17 protein-coding genes and 1 pseudogene are annotated in these 17,580 nt (G+C 54.3%); 7 read left to right on the top strand and 11 right to left on the bottom strand.

Annotated elements, in window-relative coordinates:
* Window positions 1–33 precede the first annotated feature (33 nt).
* The gene (locus tag KP814_RS24970) at window positions 34–471 is read right to left on the bottom strand and encodes an N-acetyltransferase (RefSeq protein ID WP_216739332.1); all 438 of its coding nucleotides are present in this window, start codon (window positions 469–471) and stop codon (window positions 34–36) included.
* Window positions 472–677: 206 nt separating this feature from the next.
* Entirely contained in the window at window positions 678–1,310 is a 633-nt protein-coding gene (locus KP814_RS24965) for a YitT family protein (RefSeq protein ID WP_216739331.1), read from the bottom strand.
* A gap of 296 nt (window positions 1,311–1,606) precedes the next feature.
* Between KP814_RS24965 and KP814_RS24960 the strand changes: the two genes are divergently transcribed.
* Entirely contained in the window at window positions 1,607–2,116 is a 510-nt protein-coding gene (locus tag KP814_RS24960; protein WP_216739330.1) for an aminoacyl-tRNA deacylase, read from the top strand.
* 15 nt (window positions 2,117–2,131) lie between these two features.
* Here the strand turns inward: KP814_RS24960 and KP814_RS24955 are convergent, their stop codons facing one another.
* The 4 genes from KP814_RS24955 to KP814_RS24940 all read right to left on the bottom strand — a co-directional run bounded on the left by KP814_RS24955 (window position 2,132) and on the right by KP814_RS24940 (window position 5,517).
* Window positions 2,132–2,806, bottom strand: a complete 675-nt coding sequence (locus KP814_RS24955) for a hypothetical protein (protein WP_216739329.1) — start codon at window positions 2,804–2,806, stop codon at window positions 2,132–2,134.
* A 201-nt stretch (window positions 2,807–3,007) separates the two neighbouring features.
* On the bottom strand, window positions 3,008–3,496 hold the full coding sequence (locus KP814_RS24950) for a GNAT family N-acetyltransferase (protein ID WP_216739328.1): 489 nt from the start codon (window positions 3,494–3,496) through the stop codon (window positions 3,008–3,010).
* Window positions 3,497–3,659: 163 nt separating this feature from the next.
* Window positions 3,660–4,145 carry a hypothetical protein gene (locus tag KP814_RS24945; protein WP_216739327.1) on the bottom strand — a complete coding sequence of 162 codons (486 nt, stop codon included), beginning with the start codon at window positions 4,143–4,145 and terminating at the stop codon, window positions 3,660–3,662.
* A 352-nt stretch (window positions 4,146–4,497) separates the two neighbouring features.
* Window positions 4,498–5,517 (bottom strand): zinc-binding alcohol dehydrogenase family protein, encoded by a 1,020-nt coding sequence (locus tag KP814_RS24940; protein WP_216739326.1) that lies wholly within the window; start codon window positions 5,515–5,517, stop codon window positions 4,498–4,500.
* A gap of 118 nt (window positions 5,518–5,635) precedes the next feature.
* Here KP814_RS24940 and KP814_RS24935 point away from each other — a divergent pair, with 118 nt between their 5' ends.
* The gene (locus KP814_RS24935) at window positions 5,636–6,541 is read left to right on the top strand and encodes a LysR family transcriptional regulator (RefSeq protein ID WP_216739325.1); all 906 of its coding nucleotides are present in this window, start codon (window positions 5,636–5,638) and stop codon (window positions 6,539–6,541) included.
* Between the two features lie 345 nt (window positions 6,542–6,886).
* Window positions 6,887–8,617: a BamA/TamA family outer membrane protein gene (locus tag KP814_RS24930; RefSeq protein ID WP_216739324.1), complete on the top strand. Its 1,731-nt coding sequence runs from the start codon at window positions 6,887–6,889 to the stop codon at window positions 8,615–8,617.
* 6 nt (window positions 8,618–8,623) lie between these two features.
* Here the strand turns inward: KP814_RS24930 and KP814_RS24925 are convergent, their stop codons facing one another.
* The gene (locus KP814_RS24925) at window positions 8,624–10,594 is read right to left on the bottom strand and encodes a PhoX family phosphatase (RefSeq protein ID WP_216739323.1); all 1,971 of its coding nucleotides are present in this window, start codon (window positions 10,592–10,594) and stop codon (window positions 8,624–8,626) included.
* 374 nt (window positions 10,595–10,968) lie between these two features.
* Here KP814_RS24925 and KP814_RS24920 point away from each other — a divergent pair, with 374 nt between their 5' ends.
* Both KP814_RS24920 and KP814_RS24915 read left to right on the top strand, forming a co-directional pair.
* Window positions 10,969–11,808 (top strand): type IV toxin-antitoxin system AbiEi family antitoxin, encoded by an 840-nt coding sequence (locus KP814_RS24920; protein WP_253938622.1) that lies wholly within the window; start codon window positions 10,969–10,971, stop codon window positions 11,806–11,808.
* An 8-nt stretch (window positions 11,809–11,816) separates the two neighbouring features.
* Window positions 11,817–12,731: pseudogene (locus tag KP814_RS24915) on the top strand (nucleotidyl transferase AbiEii/AbiGii toxin family protein).
* A 136-nt stretch (window positions 12,732–12,867) separates the two neighbouring features.
* On the opposite strand, the gene KP814_RS24910 reads toward KP814_RS24915, so the two are convergent.
* Window positions 12,868–13,644 (bottom strand): lipopolysaccharide assembly protein LapB, encoded by a 777-nt coding sequence (locus KP814_RS24910; RefSeq protein WP_216739322.1) that lies wholly within the window; start codon window positions 13,642–13,644, stop codon window positions 12,868–12,870.
* Between the two features lie 469 nt (window positions 13,645–14,113).
* Here KP814_RS24910 and KP814_RS24905 point away from each other — a divergent pair, with 469 nt between their 5' ends.
* Entirely contained in the window at window positions 14,114–14,614 is a 501-nt protein-coding gene (locus tag KP814_RS24905) for a hypothetical protein (RefSeq protein ID WP_216739321.1), read from the top strand.
* A gap of 118 nt (window positions 14,615–14,732) precedes the next feature.
* Here KP814_RS24905 and KP814_RS24900 read toward each other — a convergent pair whose 3' ends face one another.
* Window positions 14,733–15,389: an SGNH/GDSL hydrolase family protein gene (locus KP814_RS24900; RefSeq protein ID WP_216739320.1), complete on the bottom strand. Its 657-nt coding sequence runs from the start codon at window positions 15,387–15,389 to the stop codon at window positions 14,733–14,735.
* Between the two features lie 269 nt (window positions 15,390–15,658).
* Here KP814_RS24900 and KP814_RS24895 point away from each other — a divergent pair, with 269 nt between their 5' ends.
* Window positions 15,659–16,135 carry a hypothetical protein gene (locus tag KP814_RS24895; protein ID WP_216739319.1) on the top strand — a complete coding sequence of 159 codons (477 nt, stop codon included), beginning with the start codon at window positions 15,659–15,661 and terminating at the stop codon, window positions 16,133–16,135.
* Between the two features lie 46 nt (window positions 16,136–16,181).
* Here the strand turns inward: KP814_RS24895 and KP814_RS24890 are convergent, their stop codons facing one another.
* Both KP814_RS24890 and KP814_RS24885 read right to left on the bottom strand, forming a co-directional pair.
* Window positions 16,182–17,099, bottom strand: a complete 918-nt coding sequence (locus tag KP814_RS24890; protein ID WP_216739318.1) for a leucine-rich repeat domain-containing protein — start codon at window positions 17,097–17,099, stop codon at window positions 16,182–16,184.
* Complete coding sequence (locus tag KP814_RS24885; protein WP_216739317.1) at window positions 17,092–17,580, bottom strand: CYTH domain-containing protein; 489 nt, start codon at window positions 17,578–17,580, stop codon at window positions 17,092–17,094. Before KP814_RS24885 ends, KP814_RS24890 begins: the two co-directional genes overlap by 8 nt.

Raw genomic sequence — 17,580 nt, 5'->3', positions numbered from 1 at the left:
CAGGCGCATGTACGCGCCTGCCGGATTAATCACTTAGTCGACCTTTTTTTCCATCAAAATCAGATTGTCTTTCCTGTCGATCAGGGCGAAGCCATGACGACGGTACAGGTTTTTTGATGGATTACAGACGAAGGTTTTCAGGCGGACGCTGGGCAATTCGCGCACCCAGGCGGCGGTGAATGCTCTTTGGATGGCCTGACTGCCAACGCCGAGATTGCGGTAGGCGGGCAGTACATGCATGTCGCGCACGATGCAGGCTTCTTCGTCAAACGCCAGACGCAACACCCCGACTTTCTCTTCACGATAAAAAATATCGTAATTTTCGTGGTCGCCCCAGTATTTCGAAACCCGCTCCGGCGTCCACTCCACTTCATACTTGTTGAAGTACTCCGCCATACTCTCGCGGATCACCCGCTCGGCGAAGGATTTGTCATCGGATTCTCGGAAGTATACGTCCGTGTTGGCGTTCATAGGGACAAAATACTAGTGTTGTTGCGGTTAATGGGCCGCCGATAATAGCTTTTCTGCGCCTGCAACGCCACCACCCCAGGCTCAGAGCCCTGAAAATTAAAGGGGAAAGCGGCTTTTTATCATCTTTACGGTCTAAAACATCATCGCCAATCTAGACTCTAAGACCTAATACTTGAACATCGTTTATACAATCAAGATTGCAAGAATCATCTAACTCCCAGCTCGACACGAGACGATTCGCACTCTTCAGCTTCCACTCTCCGCAGCTGATCCCGCTTGTGATAACGCCCCACCACCCAGCTCAGCACCACAAATCCCATCAGGGACCACAACAGCTCCCAGCCATTGAACACCCAGGCGCCGACGAGAGCGACCAGGCAGTCCGCTGCAAACAGGGTCTGCCCCGCCTGCAGGTCATAGCGGTGCTCCGCCCAGACCGCGACAATATTCACCCCGCCCAGGGAAGCGCCGTGACGCATGATCCAGGTCAGCCCCGCGCCAATCAGGCCGCCAGCGATCAACGCCGCCAACCATTGTGGCGTGGCCTGTAATGCAATCGACGCCATCAGCGCATCGCTCAACAGACTGACAAAAGCGATAGCCGCCAATGACTTAAAGGTGAAGGCGCGCCCCAAGGTAAGCCACGAAAGCACAAAGAAGGGGCAATTCAGCAGAAAAAACAAGCCGCCGAAACTCAGGGGAATCCAGTGTTCGATGATCAGCGCCCACCCGGCGACGCCGCTGACCAGCAAATGCGAACTGTTGAGAAAAACCAGCCCTAAGGCTACGAGGGCGCAGCCCTCAACGATTGCCAGACCTTTACGCCACTGCACGGACATCTACTGCTCCTGTATGTATGTGAGGATCGCTCAATACGCCGCCGCGTCGATGCCGGGATCGCCGGCGCTGGCGCAGGTTGAATCAAAGGGGGCTTACAGCAATATCCGGACCAGCGCCAGATTTCGCGTCCAGGCCAGATCCAAACGCTCGGCAAGTACAAAAAGCGATCAAGTCAAAGCCTTAAGAGCTATAATTTATGAATCCGGCGGACAAATAGCTTTCTCACTATTTATCCGCCTGCGCCTGCTCAGTCAGGCGCTGCCTGTGCGTTAAAAAGATGTAGGAGGGCGAGAAAATGTCTATTGCCTACCGAGTCAGACAGTACCTCAACAATCAACAGATCTCCTATGACGTCACCCACCATGTTTATAGCGAAGGCGCGGTACAGACCGCCATCGCCGCCCATGTGCCTTTTAAGAACATGGCCAAGGCCGTGGTGATGGAGGATCATGAAGGCCGCCATCTGATGGCGGTGCTTCCCGCTATCAACAAAGTGCAGATGAGAAAGCTGGGCTCTCTCGTGCAGCGAGGCTTGAAGCTGGCGGATGAGAAGTCCCTGTCTTCCCTGTTCGACGATTGTTCCCTCGGCGCCATTCCCGCCGTCGGGCTGGCCTATCAGATGGAAACGATCGTCGACGACGAGCTGCTGCGTTCAGCGGACCTGTATCTGGAGGCGGGTGATCATCGGGATCTGATTCATATGAATCATCAGCAATTCGAAACGCTGGTGCGGGACTGCAAACATGGCGACTTCAGCGCGCCTATTGGCAGCCCCTCCGCTTTTCACATGTTCGGGCGTTGGTGAACGCCGCGCGGGCGCTTAATCCTGCAGCCAGATCAACTGGTAAGAGCGCCCGTCCGTCTCATAGGCCAGCACGATAAAATCTCCTTCCCTGGTGACCTTCACAGGCGTTTCCTGCTGCGTCAACATGGCCGGCCCGACACCGCCTTCCATATCCAGCATCCAGTTGGAACCGTCAAAATACAGCAGGCCGCTGCCAGTGTAGATATCACGCAGGCCCTGGTCGTCGTAAGCGTTGAGTTCCACGAAGATCTGGTATTGGTCGACCTTGAGCGCGTATAGATCCATTCCGCCCACAAGATGCATTTGTTTGTTGTCGCGGGAATAACTCATGAGTTCATAACCGCCCGCCGTTAATAACGACGTTTTCGCTTGAATGGAAACCTGCGGCTGACTTTCCGACTGCGCCACGCCGGCGATTTTGTTGGAGGCGTCGGACATGCTCTCAATCCCCGCCGCCGGCGCCGGTAACTGGTTGAAGCCATATTGAGTGTTGTTGGTCAGTCGTGGAGCTAGCGCCATCCCGACGCCCGCCAGCAACAAAACCACGGTGGGCGCGTTGAAGTTCGCGTAGATGCCCGTCTGCCGCGCTTCCGCGCCATGATTGGCGAGCTTGCCCCCGAAGAACAAAGCGACGCCGCTCAACACCAGCAACACGCTGGCGATGGTGATGACAGCATTGAGAGTTTCCATAATCCTCAGCCTTTATATTGTTATTGTCGCGTCGGCGCCGTTCAGGAACACATCGTCGCCTGTCAGGCGTCAGACAATTCGCCACTGATAGAGACTCTTGGTGATGTCTTATAAATTAGTCCTTTTTGTGACACAGTTCAAAAAATAATCACATAGAAGGCCAATAACGACACAAAGGCGCGGGAAACGGTTACGAAGGGATTACAAAGACGCGCTGATTGCAGAGACCTGATCGATCAACGCAATCTGGAACAAAGGCAGCTTACGGCCAGGGAAACGGGTGGAGTCGGAGTAGCCGATCAGAATGGCGCCAAAGGTTTCGTAGAACCCAGCGGCGTTGGGATCGCCCTGAATCATCATCAGGTGATAACCAGATTGATAGGCCCACAGCACCGCATGCTCCATCAGAGCGCGACCGACGCCCTGACGCATATAGTCCGGGCGCACGAACAACGCGTCCATCTCAGTACACACCGGGGACAGCGCGCGCAAAGAATAGAAACCGGCGATTTCGCCGCTGCGGGCGACCGCCGTATATACCGCGTGTCGGGACATGTAGTCTTCGGAATAAGTCAATTCCGCGCGGCAGGCGTCCATAAACGCCTGGGAGTAGCCCCAGACCGCCTTGCTTTCCATGGCGATCTCACTCAATACAACACACTCTTCCGAGAAGGCTCGCCTAATCTTCATTGCCGATACTTCACACCAAACCTTGGCGAATCGTTAGCAAAACAAGCCCCAAGCCGGCCCGTCCGCAGGAAGACGGAGCGGAACGGACCGGCGCAGGCAACTCTTTAATAATTCGGAATTTTTTTGAGGGGACCCTATAGTGACACATCCGGGCCCCGGAGTCTTAACAATATTTATGCTTATTTCGCAATCCTGCCGTCAGCGTGGCGAATCCGGCCAACCCCATCAGCGCCAAAGTAGATGGCTGCGGAACATAGGTCACCGGACCATTGTGATCAATCACCCACAGGTTGCCGCCCAAATGCGAGAACAACCAGCGAATAGAGGCGACGTCTGACAACAGCAATGTGAACCAATACGGTTTGACCACCGGTTCAGCGCCAATGAAACGCGGCGCCCGCGCCTCCACCTGAAACATTTCCTGCACGTAGGCGTCCAGCCAGTCATCCGCCTCTCTCGACGCTTGCGCCTGACGCGGCTCATGCGGTCGATGTTCACTCACTGCAGCGCGACCTTGCTTAGCCATTTCTCCCGCCTGGATTTGCGACGGGGTCCAAGTCGCCTCTTCCGCTTCCCCGATGACGGAAGCCTGCGTCATACCAGTCAATAACAGAGCGCCCAGAAAACCAAGAAGTGTCACCTTTCGCATTAATCGTCTCCTCTTACATTCTGCGGCGCTACAACGGTTCAACAAAAACTGCTGATAAGTTTTCAAGTTTCATACCAGAAAACCTGAATAACACGGGCAATCTGAAAAAGAAAACCAATTGAAATAATTTCTCTTTTAAAAACAATACATTAAAAGAAAATAAAAAAGATGAAACTACAATCAAAGCCAGCTTCGAGACGGGAAAATCCACGGGAAGTCCTAGGCAAGACTTACAAAACCGTTGCAATAAAGTAACTGGACTTTGCGGAAGGCCGCTGAAAACAGCGGAAACGCCCGGCTTAGCCGGGCATGGGACGGTTGCAATACGGAAACGCCGAAGGGACCAAAAGTGTCAGAATCCCTCCAACACGATCTTGCCAATGGCGGCGTCGCTCTCAATCAGGCTGTGGGCGCGCTTCAGATTCTCCGCATTGATCTTGCCCAGATTCTGCTTCAGCGTCGTGCGCACTGCGCCTTCCTCAACCAGCTCCGCCACACGATTCAACAGGCGATGCTGTTCAATCATGTCCGCGGTTTCATAGAGCGAGCGGGTAAACATCATTTCCCAATGCAGAGACAGGCTCTTGCGCTTCAGAGGCATGATATCGATCGGCGTGGAAGGATCGTCGATCAAGGCCAGACGACCCTGCGGCGCCAGCGCCTCTACAATGCTGCTGTAATGCTTTTCTGTATGAGTCAGGCTCGCCACATGAGTCACGCTGTCTATGCCGATGCGCTGTAACTCTTCGTGCAAAGGAAGGCGATGGTCGATGACATGATGCGCGCCCATGGCCAGCGCCCAATCACGGGTTTCCTGACGCGACGCCGTGCCGATGATCACTGCGTCAGTCAGTTTGCGGGCCAACTGCAGCATGATGGAGCCCACGCCGCCAGCGGCGCCGACTACCAGTAAGCGGGCAGGACCGGTTGAATCGTCCTGCTTGCCGATCTCCAGACGTTCAAACAGCATTTCCCAGGCGGTGATCGCCGTTAAAGGTAACGCTGCCGCTTCCGCAAAGCCGATATTGGACGGCTTGCGCCCGACGATGCGCTCATCGACAAGATGCAGTTCGCTGTTTGTGCCGGGACGGGCGATAGAGCCTGCGTAGTAGACTTCGTCGCCGGGCTTGAACAGGCTGACCTGATCTCCCACGGCTTTCACCACACCGGAAGCGTCCCAGCCGATCACCTTGTGAGCGTCTCCTTCCGCAGAAGAACTTCTGCGCACTTTGACGTCTACCGGGTTAACCGCCACCGCCTTGATCTCCACCAACAGGTCGCGGCCTTGAGGCTGCGGGTCAGGCAGGGTGATGTCCAACAGTGATTCCGGATGATCGATAGGCTGCGCTTGCAGATAACCAATAGCTTTCATGTTCGTGCTCCTTTGAAGGTGAATTCGGGGCCGTAATGCGGCGATGAGGCATTCTCTCTCATTGACTGTTAACGAAAAACAGCCTATTAGTTGTTTCTTTTTCAAATATTTTTTGAAAATGTCCTCTATCAACGACCTTACCGTTTTTCACCAGACAGCTTTGCACGGCAGCCTCACCGCCGCCGCCCGCGAGCTGGATATGACCCCCGCCGCCGCCAGCGCCGCCATCAAGCGCCTGGAGCAGAGCCTGGACACCGCCCTGTTCGTGCGCTCCACCCGCAGCCTGCGCCTTACCAGCGAGGGAGAGAGTTACCTGCTCCACTGCCGCGCAGCGCTGAACGCCCTGGATGCGGGACGCCGGGAGTTACTGGCGAAGAAAGGTGAAATCAGCGGGACTCTGCGCATCTCCGCGTCCTCAGATTTTGGGCGCAATCTGCTGATGCCCTGGCTGGACGAGTTTCAGGCGCAATACCCCAATCTCGTGCTGCGCCTGGAGCTGACGGACCGGGTGGCGGACATCAATCGGGAAAACGTGGATATCGCCCTGCGCTATGGCGCGCCGCCGGACTCCAACCATGTCGCCTTCAATATCGTGAACACCCGGCGCATCATCTGCGGTTCGCCAGCGTATTTTGAACGCCATGGCGATCCATTAACGCCGCAGGATCTGCGCCACCATAACTGCCTGCTGTACCTGGTGGATGAGCGCGCCTATGACCAGTGGGGGTTTCACGACGGCGACCAGCGTATTAGCGTCAACGTAAAGGGCGACCGCATCAGCAACGACGCCGAAGCCGTCCACCGCTGGGCCGTCGCCGGCGTCGGTCTGGCCAATAAGTCCATGCTCGACATGAGCGACGACCTGCTCCATGGCCGCGTGCGCGCCACCCTGAGCCAGTATGCCTGCGCGGAAATCAGCATGTATCTGGTGTGTCCAGGGAAGAAACAGGTGACTCCCGCCGCGCTTTTGTTGCGGGACTTTTTACGGGAGAAATGTTCTGCGGCGTTGGCGGCGGTGGAATAGGCGTGTTTCCACTCCTGATTCGGCTTTACGCTCTGGGAAGCCCTTCGACAGGCTCAGGGTGAACGGCTGATTCCGATTGTTGAGACGCAGCGGGTGCGCAGCCCTTCCGCAGGGTCAGGGTGGACGATTGATCCTGATTATTGAGACGCAGCGGGTACGCAGCTCAGGGCGAACGGAGTGGTGGCGTGAATCATACAAACGTGCAGTATTCTAAGGTGCGCTCGGTATTCAGAAGTACGCTCAGTTATCAGACGATAAAGTTGAGGCTCCATCTTGCTGCATAAACCGCTAAGCTTATAAATAAAAACTGCTTATTAATCAGGACTTCCTCTCGATGGATACGCAATGAGCCCAATCTCCCCTCGCCGACCATTCCGCTGGCTCGTCGCCCTTGCGTCGGGTTGCTGCGCCGAACTCACCTGGGCCGAGCAGGAAGCGGCGTTGAGCTGTCAGTATGCGGAAATCCAACCCGGCGAGGTGGACTTCGATAACCCTCGCGAACAACTACGGCAGGAGCTGGGGTTAGCCATTCCCGAGAATGCGCAGATTGGCGAAGTCTATGTCTTCAATCGGGAGATCTTCGACGCCACTGACCCGGAAGAAGATCACTGGATTTACCGCACCGCCAACGCCTTGCATATCCGCACCCGTGAAGAAGCCGCCCGTTACCAGCTTCTGTTCAAAAGCGGCGATCCCTACGACCCGCATGTCCTGCAGCAAAGCGAGCGTGCTCTGCGCGATAAATCCTACCTGTACAACGCCTGGGTGCGGCCCTTTCGCGTGTGCGGGCGAGTCGTGGATGTCGCCGTGGTCACCCGGGACTTATGGACGTTACTGCCTGCGCTGGGCTTCAGTCGTAGCGGCGGCGAGAACACCACCATACTGGGCCTGACCGACGAGAACTTTCTGGGGTATGGCAAGCGTCTGGCGTTCAGCCACAAGAAAGATGAATCCCGCACCGGTTTTACCGTCGATTATCAGGACCCCAACCTGCTGGGCTCCCGCTGGACGTCCCAGTTAACGCTTTCGGAAAACAGCGACGGTTACCGCCGCGCCGCCCAGTTTGTACGGCCCTTCTATAAAGTCGGGGCCAACTGGTCCGGCGGCGTCGCCTACAACCGGGAGCAACTGACGCAAAAACTTTATTACCGGGGCGATAGCGTCAGCGAGTTCAAGCAGCGCCTGGAGAGTTACGGCCTGTTCAGCGGTCATTCCATTGGCGGCGGGGCTTTCAACGACCATCGTCTGCTTTATGGCTATGAGTACGCCCATTACGACTTCTCCGAAGAAGCGGGAGAAACGCCCCCCGATCCCTTTCCTGAGGACCGTATCCTCAGCTATCCCTGGATCGGTTACCAATACAGTGAGGACCTTTACTTCCAGACCTACAACTTCAATCAGATCCAACAGATCGAGGATATTCCCACCGGCCTGCAGTTATATGCGCGACTGGGCTGGTCGTCGGAATCGTTCGGCGCCAGCGAGGATCAGTGGGTGCTGAAAAGCGGAATCAGCCGCGCGCTGCTTGCGGAACGCCTGCAATTCGCGGATATCCAGTTCGATCAGAGCGCTTATTGGAGCCCTTCCGGGGACCGGATGGAAAATATGGTCCTGGGTCTGCAAACCCGTTACCTGCGCACCGAATCCAAGCGTAAGAACAGCTGGTACGCAGCGCTTAATCTGGCTTACAGCAAAGGCCTGACTTCAGACTTGCAGCTCACTCTGGGCGGCGATAACGGCCTGCGTGGTTACCCTTTGCGTTATCAGACGGGGGATCGCAGCTTTCTGCTCACCCTGGAGCGTCGTTACTACTCCAACTGGCATCCGTTCGAATTGTTTCGCCTGGGCGGCGCGGTCTTCGTGGATATGGGACGGGCATGGTTTCCCGGCGAGGATAACGGTCCCAACAGCGGCGTCCTGCACGATGTCGGGATCGGTCTGCGTCTGACTTCCAGCCGTATCCAGGTCACACGCGTCCTGCACCTGGATATCGCCGTCCCGTTGGACCGGGACGAAGGCGGCGGAGAGGAAATCGACGGCGTCCAGTTCCTCATCCGCGGCCGGCAGACGTTCTAGCGCGGCTTAACTGCCGATTACGCCGCCGTCGTCTTTGGTGATGATGACAGTGGAAGCGCGAGGACGCGCGGAGCCGCCGTCCGGCCAGTTGCTGGTGTAGCTGCCGTCGCCGTTTTTGCTGCCCGGATGCTGGACATTGACGAACATGGTTTTCAGGTCCGGCGTCGAGGTCACGCCGGTGACTTCGCAGTCCACCACACCGGTGAAGAAGCGACGGATCTCGCGGGTGGACGGATCGGCGGCGAGCATCTGATCGTTGCCGAATTCTTCTGTGCCACCGGTGTCCGTCTGAATCCACAACACGCCGCGCTTATCGAACCACAGGCCGTCCGGGCTGTTGAACTTGTTGCTGTCGTCCAGCGTCACCAGCGCCGCGCTCTCACCCGGCGTCGCCGTGCCGGCGGGACCGCCCAGCACAAAGATATCCCACTGGAATGCCGTCACGGAATCACTGTTCTCGCGCCAGCGAATGATATGGCCGTACTGATTATTCGGGCGTGGGTTCGCCGCGTCGACCTGGTCTTCCTTACGCTTGCTGTTGTTAGTCAGCGTGAAGTACGCCTCGCCAGTCGTGGGATGCACTGCGCCCCATTCAGGACGATCCATGGGCGTGGCGCCGACTGAGTCCGCCGCGGTGCGGGCGTTGATCAGGATATCCGCCTGATCCGCGAAACCATTAGCGACAGTCAGGCCGTTTACGCCATGAGACAACTCCAGCCATTCGCCGCTGCCGTCATCGTTAAACTTCGCCACGTACAGCTTGCCGTCGTCCAGCAGCGCGCCGCTGGCGGTGTCTGCGTAATAGGCTTGATTGGACACGTACTTATAGATGTATTCGAAACGGGAGTCGTCGCCGGAATAGCAAACGATCGGCTTGCCCTCTTCCACCAGACCAAAAATGATACCTTCATGACCGAAGCGGCCCAGAGCGGTGCGCTTCTGCGGCGTGGAGGTCGGCTCGAACGGATCGATTTCCACAATCCAGCCGTAGGTGTTGGGCTCATTGCGATAGTCGTCCGCAGCGCTGGCGCCTTTGCTGGTGGCGTCGAAACGTTCGTAGACATCCACGCCCGCAACGGTGTCCCAACCATAACGGGAACGGGTTCCCACACCATAACGGGAGAGATTGCGCGGCTTGGGATCATCATCGGTTTTGAAGTAACCCGCCCAATTCTCTTCACAGGCCAGATAGGTGCCCCAGGGCGTATACCCCATGGAGCAGTTGTTCAGAGTGCCCCGCGCCAGAGTTCCCTCATTGCTGTGCTTGGTCACCGCATAGTCGGTTCCGCGCACCGGTCCGCGCAACTCCATGTCGGTAGCGCCGGTCACGCGACGGTTGTACTGGCTGCCGTGGACGATATCCCAAACGCCAGCGGTTTTCTTGATGTGAATAACGCTGACGCCATGGGCGGCCACTTCTTTATGTACTTCCGCTTCAGGACGAACGCCGCCGACTTCGGTCGGGCCGTCAGGGTGCAGGAAGTCCGGCTCGATGTATTCGTGGTTCATCACCAGCAGGCCTTCTTCGGAGTTGGAGCCGCCTTCTTTCACATCGATGGGAAAGTAGTGCATGCCGTCATGGTTCATGCCTACTTGTTGCTCCTGATCGGCGCCGGTGTTGGTTCCGTCGCCCAAATAGTCTGGCAGCGCGCCGGTCAGCGGCGTGCCCCAGGGAACAAACGGCGTCGCCGTGTAGCCTGCGGCCACTTTCACTTCATTGGCCACACTGGTGGCGATCGCGGTGAAGCCCAGCAAAGGGCCCTGGTTGTCATCAGGGTCGCCGCCGTCGTTGTCGTTGCTGCAACCGATCAGCGACATGCCCAGCATGCCCGCCAACGCGGCGCTGACGCCGCCTTTGATGACGGTGCGGCGGGCGATGCGGGTTTCAAGCACGGAAGCGAAAGGGCGGTTTCCGGAAAAGTTGGTGACTGGATCAATTCCGGAGTTGTCGAATTCGAATTTTTTTATGTCGGACATACTCAAACCTCTTCTCATCAGAGTTCACTTCAGAACGCAGTGGGCCAGAAATACCGGAAAGAGGTGACAGCATGGTTACAATTAGATTTCATTACGGGAGAGGCAGTTAGGCGTCCTTCTAGTTCGATATCGACGATACGCCGATTTTATGACGCCCGGCTTGAGTCCGGGCGACATGGAAGATCTTCACTCCGGATAGCGCTATTGCTCTAAAACCATAGAGGTTTAATATTTCATAAATTTACGGCGATAATCGCCGTAAAAGTTAATAAGGGTAAACTCTGTATAGTTGTGCCAGTTTATAAAGCATAGAATTTACGGCGAATATCGCCGTATATTTAGAAAACTATAAACCGACAAAGAGATTTTTGGGCTTGGATAAGGGTGTTACTTTAAAGGAAAGCGTAACGAAAGGCGCCTATAAGCAATTACTTAGAACGCTCCTGCCTTATGGCATGTTAGCCACCAAGAAGTGGCTAGCGGATCAAGGCTTAAGTGCTCATGCGCTAGACAACGCTGTTAAAACCGGCACTTTATTATTGTTGGCTACAGGCGTTTATAGCCAGTATTCCCGCTCTTTGAGCTGGGAAGGTGTAGTCGCCTCTATGCAGCGCATGGAAAAAAGTAAAGGGGATAACGTACCCCCTGTTGTAGTCGGTGGGCTGACAGCCCTTTCTTTGTCTGGCTTATCACAATATCTGTCATTGGGCAGTAAGCTACATATCCATTTATACGCGCCAGGTAAGTTACCAGCGTGGCTAACACGATTGTCGCTACCTGTAGAGCTTGAAGGACACAGCACCATCAAGCTATGGCCTGAAAGCCTGTTAGCCGATAAGACTTTTATCAAAGAATATGAGTGGACAGTGGAATTGCCGCCCGTATATTTCTCATGCCCAGAGAAGGCCATATTAGAGTTGTTGACGGACTTGCCAGAGGCGCTGACGTTTGAGCATGCCGATGAGCTAATGCAGGGACTAGTAAACTTATCACCCAGAAAACTCGATATACTTTTGAAAGCCTGTAAGAGCGTAAAGGTCAAGCGGCTGTTTTTCTGGCTGGCCAAACGTCAAGCCTACCCTTGGTTTAGCAAGCTGGACGTCGAAGACTACGACCTGGGATCGGGAAAGCGCGTTGTCGCTAAAGGCGGCAAACTGGATACAGATTATCTAATCACCGTACCGTCACATATGGTAACGGTAAGTAAAAGTTAGGATCAGGGATGGATAAAAACAGTAATTATTACAAACAAGTGCAGCTATTGATGCAGGTTTTGCCATTTGTCGCCAAACAAAAATGTTTTGCGCTCAAAGGAGGTACAGCAATCAACCTCTTTGTAAGAGAACTTCCGCGCTTGTCTGTTGATATTGATCTGGTCTATCTCCCCATGAAGGACCGTGATGAGGCTTAAAAGGAAATTTGTGATGCATTGGGTGCAATTAGCGCAGATCTAAAAGCAGCGTTTAAAGACATAGAACTAACAGAAGCCTATAAATCAAAACGCGATGCGCTACGTCTGATAGTTGCGCGAAATGGCGTACAAATAAAAGTCGAATTATCGCCGGTATTGCGGGGCACGGTTTACGAGCCACAACTGATGGAAGTGTGCGCTGCAGTAGAAGATGAGTTCGGCTACGTCGAAGTGCCTGTGGTGGCCCTAGCTGATCTCTATGCTGGAAAAATCTGCGCGGCATTAGACAGGCAGCACCCAAGAGATTTGTTTGATGTTAAGTGGCTCTTGGAAAATGAAGGGCTGACAGATGAAATACGAAAAGCCTTGCTTGTTTATCTATCAAGTCACAATCGACCAATAGCCGAATTGCTCAGCCCACAGTATAAGGATATATCGGCCATCTACGCAGGTGAGTTTGCAAACATGGCCGAGACGAATGTCCCTCTGGAAGAACTGCTGGCCGTTAGAGAACGCTTGGTTGAATTGATTCATCAAGGACTAACTGAAAGCGAGAAAGGCTTTCTGCTTTCGTTTAAAAACCGTCAGCCCGATTGGGGGCTACTTAACCTGAAAGGTGTGAGTGAACTTCCAGCCATTCAGTGGAAACAGATAAATCTGGCTAAAATGCCAGATAACAAACATAACCAGGCTTTAGAAAAGCTAAAAGAAGTTCTGGGCATGTGATTTGTGGCGCTAAGACATCCAAGATTTTGCTTTCCAGCAGCTTATTCATGAACGTCAAACCATCCCGAAGCTCAGGCGCAAACTCTCTATTCAGGCCTCAAAAAGCAGCATGCAACACAGAGCGCCGAGGCAAAAACTACTTAAGCCCGTATTTTTCCTGCAACGCCCGAATCGTCTCTGCAGGCAACGCGGACTTTTGGTCATTGAGATAGACAGCGGCTTTGTCGCGACGTTCCATGCCGACCAGGGCCTGCACAATGCGTTCGGACAGTTCAGGGTCTTTTTGCAGTTGCGGATCGCTTTCCTGCGCCGTCACGCCAGCCTGGACGACGGTGAGGTAGTCTTTGGTCTCCAATGCGGCCTTGCTTAGCAGCACGTAGCCTTCCAGCGTGAGTTCGATCTTCAGGGAGGTTGTCACGGCATTCACCGCGTCGTCATAGCGTCCGCTGGCGTAGTAGGACTGCGCCAGGGTCAGTGGAGGAACAGACCAGTCGGGGTAGGCGTTGATGAGTTTGTTCATCAGTGATTCCACCGCCTCGAACGCCCCCTGCTGAATGCCTATCTCGGCGATTTTTATGTAGGGCCAGCGATTGCCGGGATCGAGTTTGACGCTTTGGTTAAACGCCTGCAGCGCTGCTTCGTTTTGTTGCAAGTCCTGGTAGATTTTCCCCAGCCAGTATTCATAACGCCCGTCTGTTTCGCCCAGTTCCGGCTCCAGCGAACGCCAGTAATCCAGCGCCTGTTGCGGCGACTTGATTTCACTCAGCTTCTCCACATAGGCCAGTACTTTTTGTTGATCAACGCCTTTCTCAACGCCAAAGGTCGCCGCTGCCCACAGCAGCGCAAACAAAGCCGCTATTCCGCGCAGACAAGAGACAGCGCCGATGCGGCTCAATGTCATTCTTTTCTTCATGCACTACTCCGTTTGTAAGTTCTCCGCGTTCTGCGAGGGACGTCGCCATTCGACTGGCAACTTGATTATGGATGTGTCCCCTCACCCTTTTCCTACGAATACTATAGCCACGGTTAGAACCGCTCCCGATTATAGGTTTACCTATTCAGTTCAGGCAAAGGCGTCTGGTCTGTCGGCGGTTTCTTTGGCGCTCTGGAAGGCCCTTCGACAGGCTCAGGGCGAACGGGGGTATTTAGTGGCCCGGTGGGCGAGAGTATGTGGGGGTGGGTGTTGTATTGGATCAGTCTTTACTTAGGGTCTTTGGCGCTCTGGGAGGCCCTTCGACGGGCTCAGGGCGAGCGGGGGGTGGTTTATGTCTCCCTTTATTCGCGTTTTTTTCGTCTGGGGTCAGCTGCTGGCTATTCCCCTGCTCGAATAACTTTGGCATAAAGGCGCTGGTTTTAATGGGACAGCTTATCAGGAGTCTGACTTGCACTATGTCGATATGAGTAAAGTGGTGGAAACTTCCGCTTACTTAAAAACGCTTTCACAGGATAAAGACGACTTTTCCGAGCTTCTGCGCGCGGCGGGAGATGAACTCGCTTTCTACAATTGGTGCGAGGGGATTCTGCAGTCTTATATCGGCATGTATACGCCAGGCATTCTGGGGGTGTTTCTTTTTCAGATTCGCCCGACGCGGCCGGAGGTGGATGAATGGGTCTGGGTGATTACCGGCGATTTGCCCACGGCTTATATCACCACGGAAGACGCGCCCAATGCCGCCTGCGCTTTGGATGGCTATATCGGAGCTATGGAGGAGTGGGTGGCGGCGGTGGAGCAAGGCGAATCGGTGCAGAATCTGATTCCAGTGAATGCGCCGCCAACGCCTGAATACGCACAAGCGTTGAAGGTCAGGCTGGAGCTGCTGGACCAGCATATTCTTGCTGACTATCAGGATGATCTCGCGCAAACCGGACCGGCGGAATCATAAAGCAACGTCTGGAAGTGGGGGGAGTTGACGCTCTGGAAGGCCCTTCGACGGGCTCAGGGCGAACGGGTTTATCCCGTATACCCGCCCCGTTTTCTCGCTTGAAGCGAGGCAAGTGTGCTTAGACGTAGACTCTGCTCTCTCCGGTCCCAAACGCATGCAGCGTCACAACCCGCTGAATGACCTTGGCGATTTTCTTCCCGCCTTGGGCGGAGGGTTCAATGGGGGACTTGGCGGAGTAATCTCCCACATCCTGACAAAGGTTGCGCAGATCAATGACAGGGAGCCGTCTGGCGATGGCTTCCTCCAGAATAATCTCATTGAATAACGCCAGCCCGGCCAACGCTTCCGCCCCCAGGCCCGGGGTGTTGTTGTAAACGGTGCAGACCACCAGATTCGGGCTTTTTTCCAGCAGGGCTTCCAGCATGTTGCTGTAGTTGGAGCGAAAGGCGTCGCGCTCCCGGTCCATTGCGCGCATGGCCGCGCCGACGGTGTTGACGCGGGCGTCCAGAATGTTAATCACGCTCAGGGCGTCATTGCCGCCACAGCTCACGATGACGTGAGAGACGTCGTCAGGAAAATCCACCAGTTGCTCCGACACATCCGTGGTGACGCTGCCGTCCACCGCGATCAGGGTCACCTTCACGTCCTCCCCAACCGCCGCCTGCAATTTCTCGACAACAGAGTCGCCTTCATCAACGTAGGATGCGTTATCAAAAATGGAATCGCCGACCAGAACAATATGCACCGGCGTATTTATCGCGCTTGCTTTAGCCATAACCCTGCTCAACTCGTCTCTCAGATGCCCACTACTAAAAGTCTTTTCCTTGTTCTCTGCTAAAAACAGATAGCCCACTATTCCCGGTTTAACCAGCGGCCGGAGGATTTACCCTTCGCGAATGCAGCGTATTTCTCAGAATAAACCGCCAATCACCAAGCTGGCTTTCTATACAGCTCCGCCCTCAACATGGATAATTTTCCGCACAAAGCGAACCGCTTCAACCCGAGTATACGCCGGGAAAGTAGAACAGGAAAAAGTGAAATTTAATGACATCGCCGACGATTGCAAAGCCCATGTGGCTATCCGGAACAGAGTGTAGAGTCGGCATTCTATATCTGGTCGCTATCGCCTATCCGGCGGGGCTGGTTTATGACGCCATGTATCGCGCTTATGACCGCCAGAGCGGCCAGGCCCGATGTTGGAACGGCTTCGACTCCCCCGCCGCAGACGTGTTGGGCTACATGCCCGTCAAAGACGCCTTACAATACCTGACCGGAGCCTATTACATCGAGGAAGACTACCAGGCCGACGCGGCCATATTGCCCTGGCGCGACGGCGAACCAGACGCCAAAGCGCCCCAGATCGCCGCAGCCCCAGGCTCCTACGATATCCTGACCTGGGATGAAGAGTTCGGCTGGAGCACTCCCATCGCTTACTGTCGCGGGCATATCCAACTGGATGCATTTCTGAACACAGTCGCCAGACATATTCCGTTGACCCGCAAGACTTGCTGTCGGCCTTAAGACCCGTTAGCCAGAGTCCAATCAGAAATATTCTGGCGAGCCAGCATTAGCAGTAAACCAGACAGCCTCTTGCTCTGAGTTCGTCGAGCCATTCCGGCATTTTTAGCCGTTCTGACCAGCGCAGATCCAGTTTGCAGAGGTTCTCCAACGACAGGATTGATTCAGGCAGCGTTTCCAGACGATTTTTTCTGAGATCCAACAGACGCAGTTGTTTCAGTTCACCGATGGCGTCTGGCAGGCGCTCAATGGGGTTGTTGCGCAAATCGAGTTCTTCCAGTGACGCGCAGCCTCCAATTTCATCAGGCAAAGCCGTGATCTGATTGCCCTCCAGGAATAACTTACGCAGCTTGGTTGAACGACCAACCGTCTTCGACAGTTCAGTTAAACGATTGTTCTGGAGGTACACTTCTTTCAGCGTTCGGGACAGGAAGAAAGAATCCGGCAAGGCGGCAAGACCGCTGTTATATAGCCTGAACTCCACCAGTGACTCAAAACTGAAATCTTCCGGCAACGCCGCCAGCGGGTTATCGCTCAGGTTAAGGTAAAGCAGCTTATCCAAACGCGTCAGTGAACCCGGCAGCGCAGCAATCTTGTTGTTGCTGGCATATAAAAACTCCACGTCACGACAGTTTGCAATCGAACCCGGAATCTCGCTCAACCTGTTATGCGCGATATCGATTAACTTCAACTTGGTCAGATTGCCAATCTCACTGGAAATCGCGGCTAACTGATTCTTACTGACGTTCAAATCTTCAAGCTGAGTCAGACTCCAGATTTCAGACGCAATCTCCGCGATTTGATTATCGAAGACGCTGAATTTTTTCAGGTTAGCAGCGAGTCCAATAGCATTTGGGATTTCGCTAATCCTATTTCCGTTCAAACTAATTTCCCGTAAGGCGGAATAGTCTTCTATGACGGGAAACGATTGCAGCGATTCATTATTAACTGAAATGACGTTATTCACTTTTAGAGTTCCATGAGCTAAAAGGCGTATGGGAAAGGTAAGCGTTACGATAACGTCGGTCTTCAGTTACCTCAAGCCCCAGCCAGTCTGGGGAAATAAAGGGCTCATCAACACTATCAAGCTCTATTTCCGCCATCATTAATCCCTCATTCTCACCATGAAATACATCGACGGACCACTCTTTATCCGCTACAGACACTATATATCTGGTTTTCTCTATCAGAGAGCTATCTATAGCGGACACAAATAAGCGGTCTCCATCCGCAGCAGGAATGGCGTACTCAAACTCCTGACGTACGATGCCAGACTGATTGACTTTTATGGTGAGGTAATACTTTTCGTCTTTATTACGCAAACGCACTTCCTTAGTGTCGTCCAGAAACATATAACCCTGCCGGATTTTATGTACTGATTTGACCTGCATAAGATGCGGCTCAAAGCGCTCGACAAGAAACTTCCTTTCAATTTCCAAGTTATCCAT

The sequence above is a fragment of the Hahella sp. HN01 genome, assembly GCF_018986435.1.
Classification (GTDB): domain Bacteria; phylum Pseudomonadota; class Gammaproteobacteria; order Pseudomonadales; family Oleiphilaceae; genus Hahella.
The sequence above is the reverse complement of the archived record's forward strand: the minus strand, read 5'-3'. Positions and strand labels throughout refer to the sequence as shown.

What these genes read in the sequence shown, in the direction of transcription:
- KP814_RS24970 (WP_216739332.1), bottom strand. Translation starts at nt 471, where the DNA reads ATGAACGCCAACACGGACGTATACTTCCGAGAATCCGATGACAAATCC.
- KP814_RS24965 (WP_216739331.1), bottom strand. Translation starts at nt 1,310, where the DNA reads ATGTCCGTGCAGTGGCGTAAAGGTCTGGCAATCGTTGAGGGCTGCGCC.
- KP814_RS24960 (WP_216739330.1), top strand. Translation starts at nt 1,607, where the DNA reads ATGTCTATTGCCTACCGAGTCAGACAGTACCTCAACAATCAACAGATC.
- KP814_RS24955 (WP_216739329.1), bottom strand. Translation starts at nt 2,806, where the DNA reads ATGGAAACTCTCAATGCTGTCATCACCATCGCCAGCGTGTTGCTGGTG.
- KP814_RS24950 (WP_216739328.1), bottom strand. Translation starts at nt 3,496, where the DNA reads ATGAAGATTAGGCGAGCCTTCTCGGAAGAGTGTGTTGTATTGAGTGAG.
- KP814_RS24945 (WP_216739327.1), bottom strand. Translation starts at nt 4,145, where the DNA reads ATGCGAAAGGTGACACTTCTTGGTTTTCTGGGCGCTCTGTTATTGACT.
- KP814_RS24940 (WP_216739326.1), bottom strand. Translation starts at nt 5,517, where the DNA reads ATGAAAGCTATTGGTTATCTGCAAGCGCAGCCTATCGATCATCCGGAA.
- KP814_RS24935 (WP_216739325.1), top strand. Translation starts at nt 5,636, where the DNA reads ATGTCCTCTATCAACGACCTTACCGTTTTTCACCAGACAGCTTTGCAC.
- KP814_RS24930 (WP_216739324.1), top strand. Translation starts at nt 6,887, where the DNA reads ATGAGCCCAATCTCCCCTCGCCGACCATTCCGCTGGCTCGTCGCCCTT.
- KP814_RS24925 (WP_216739323.1), bottom strand. Translation starts at nt 10,594, where the DNA reads ATGTCCGACATAAAAAAATTCGAATTCGACAACTCCGGAATTGATCCA.
- KP814_RS24910 (WP_216739322.1), bottom strand. Translation starts at nt 13,644, where the DNA reads ATGAAGAAAAGAATGACATTGAGCCGCATCGGCGCTGTCTCTTGTCTG.
- KP814_RS24900 (WP_216739320.1), bottom strand. Translation starts at nt 15,389, where the DNA reads ATGGCTAAAGCAAGCGCGATAAATACGCCGGTGCATATTGTTCTGGTC.
- KP814_RS24895 (WP_216739319.1), top strand. Translation starts at nt 15,659, where the DNA reads ATGACATCGCCGACGATTGCAAAGCCCATGTGGCTATCCGGAACAGAG.
- KP814_RS24885 (WP_216739317.1), bottom strand. Translation starts at nt 17,580, where the DNA reads ATGGATAACTTGGAAATTGAAAGGAAGTTTCTTGTCGAGCGCTTTGAG.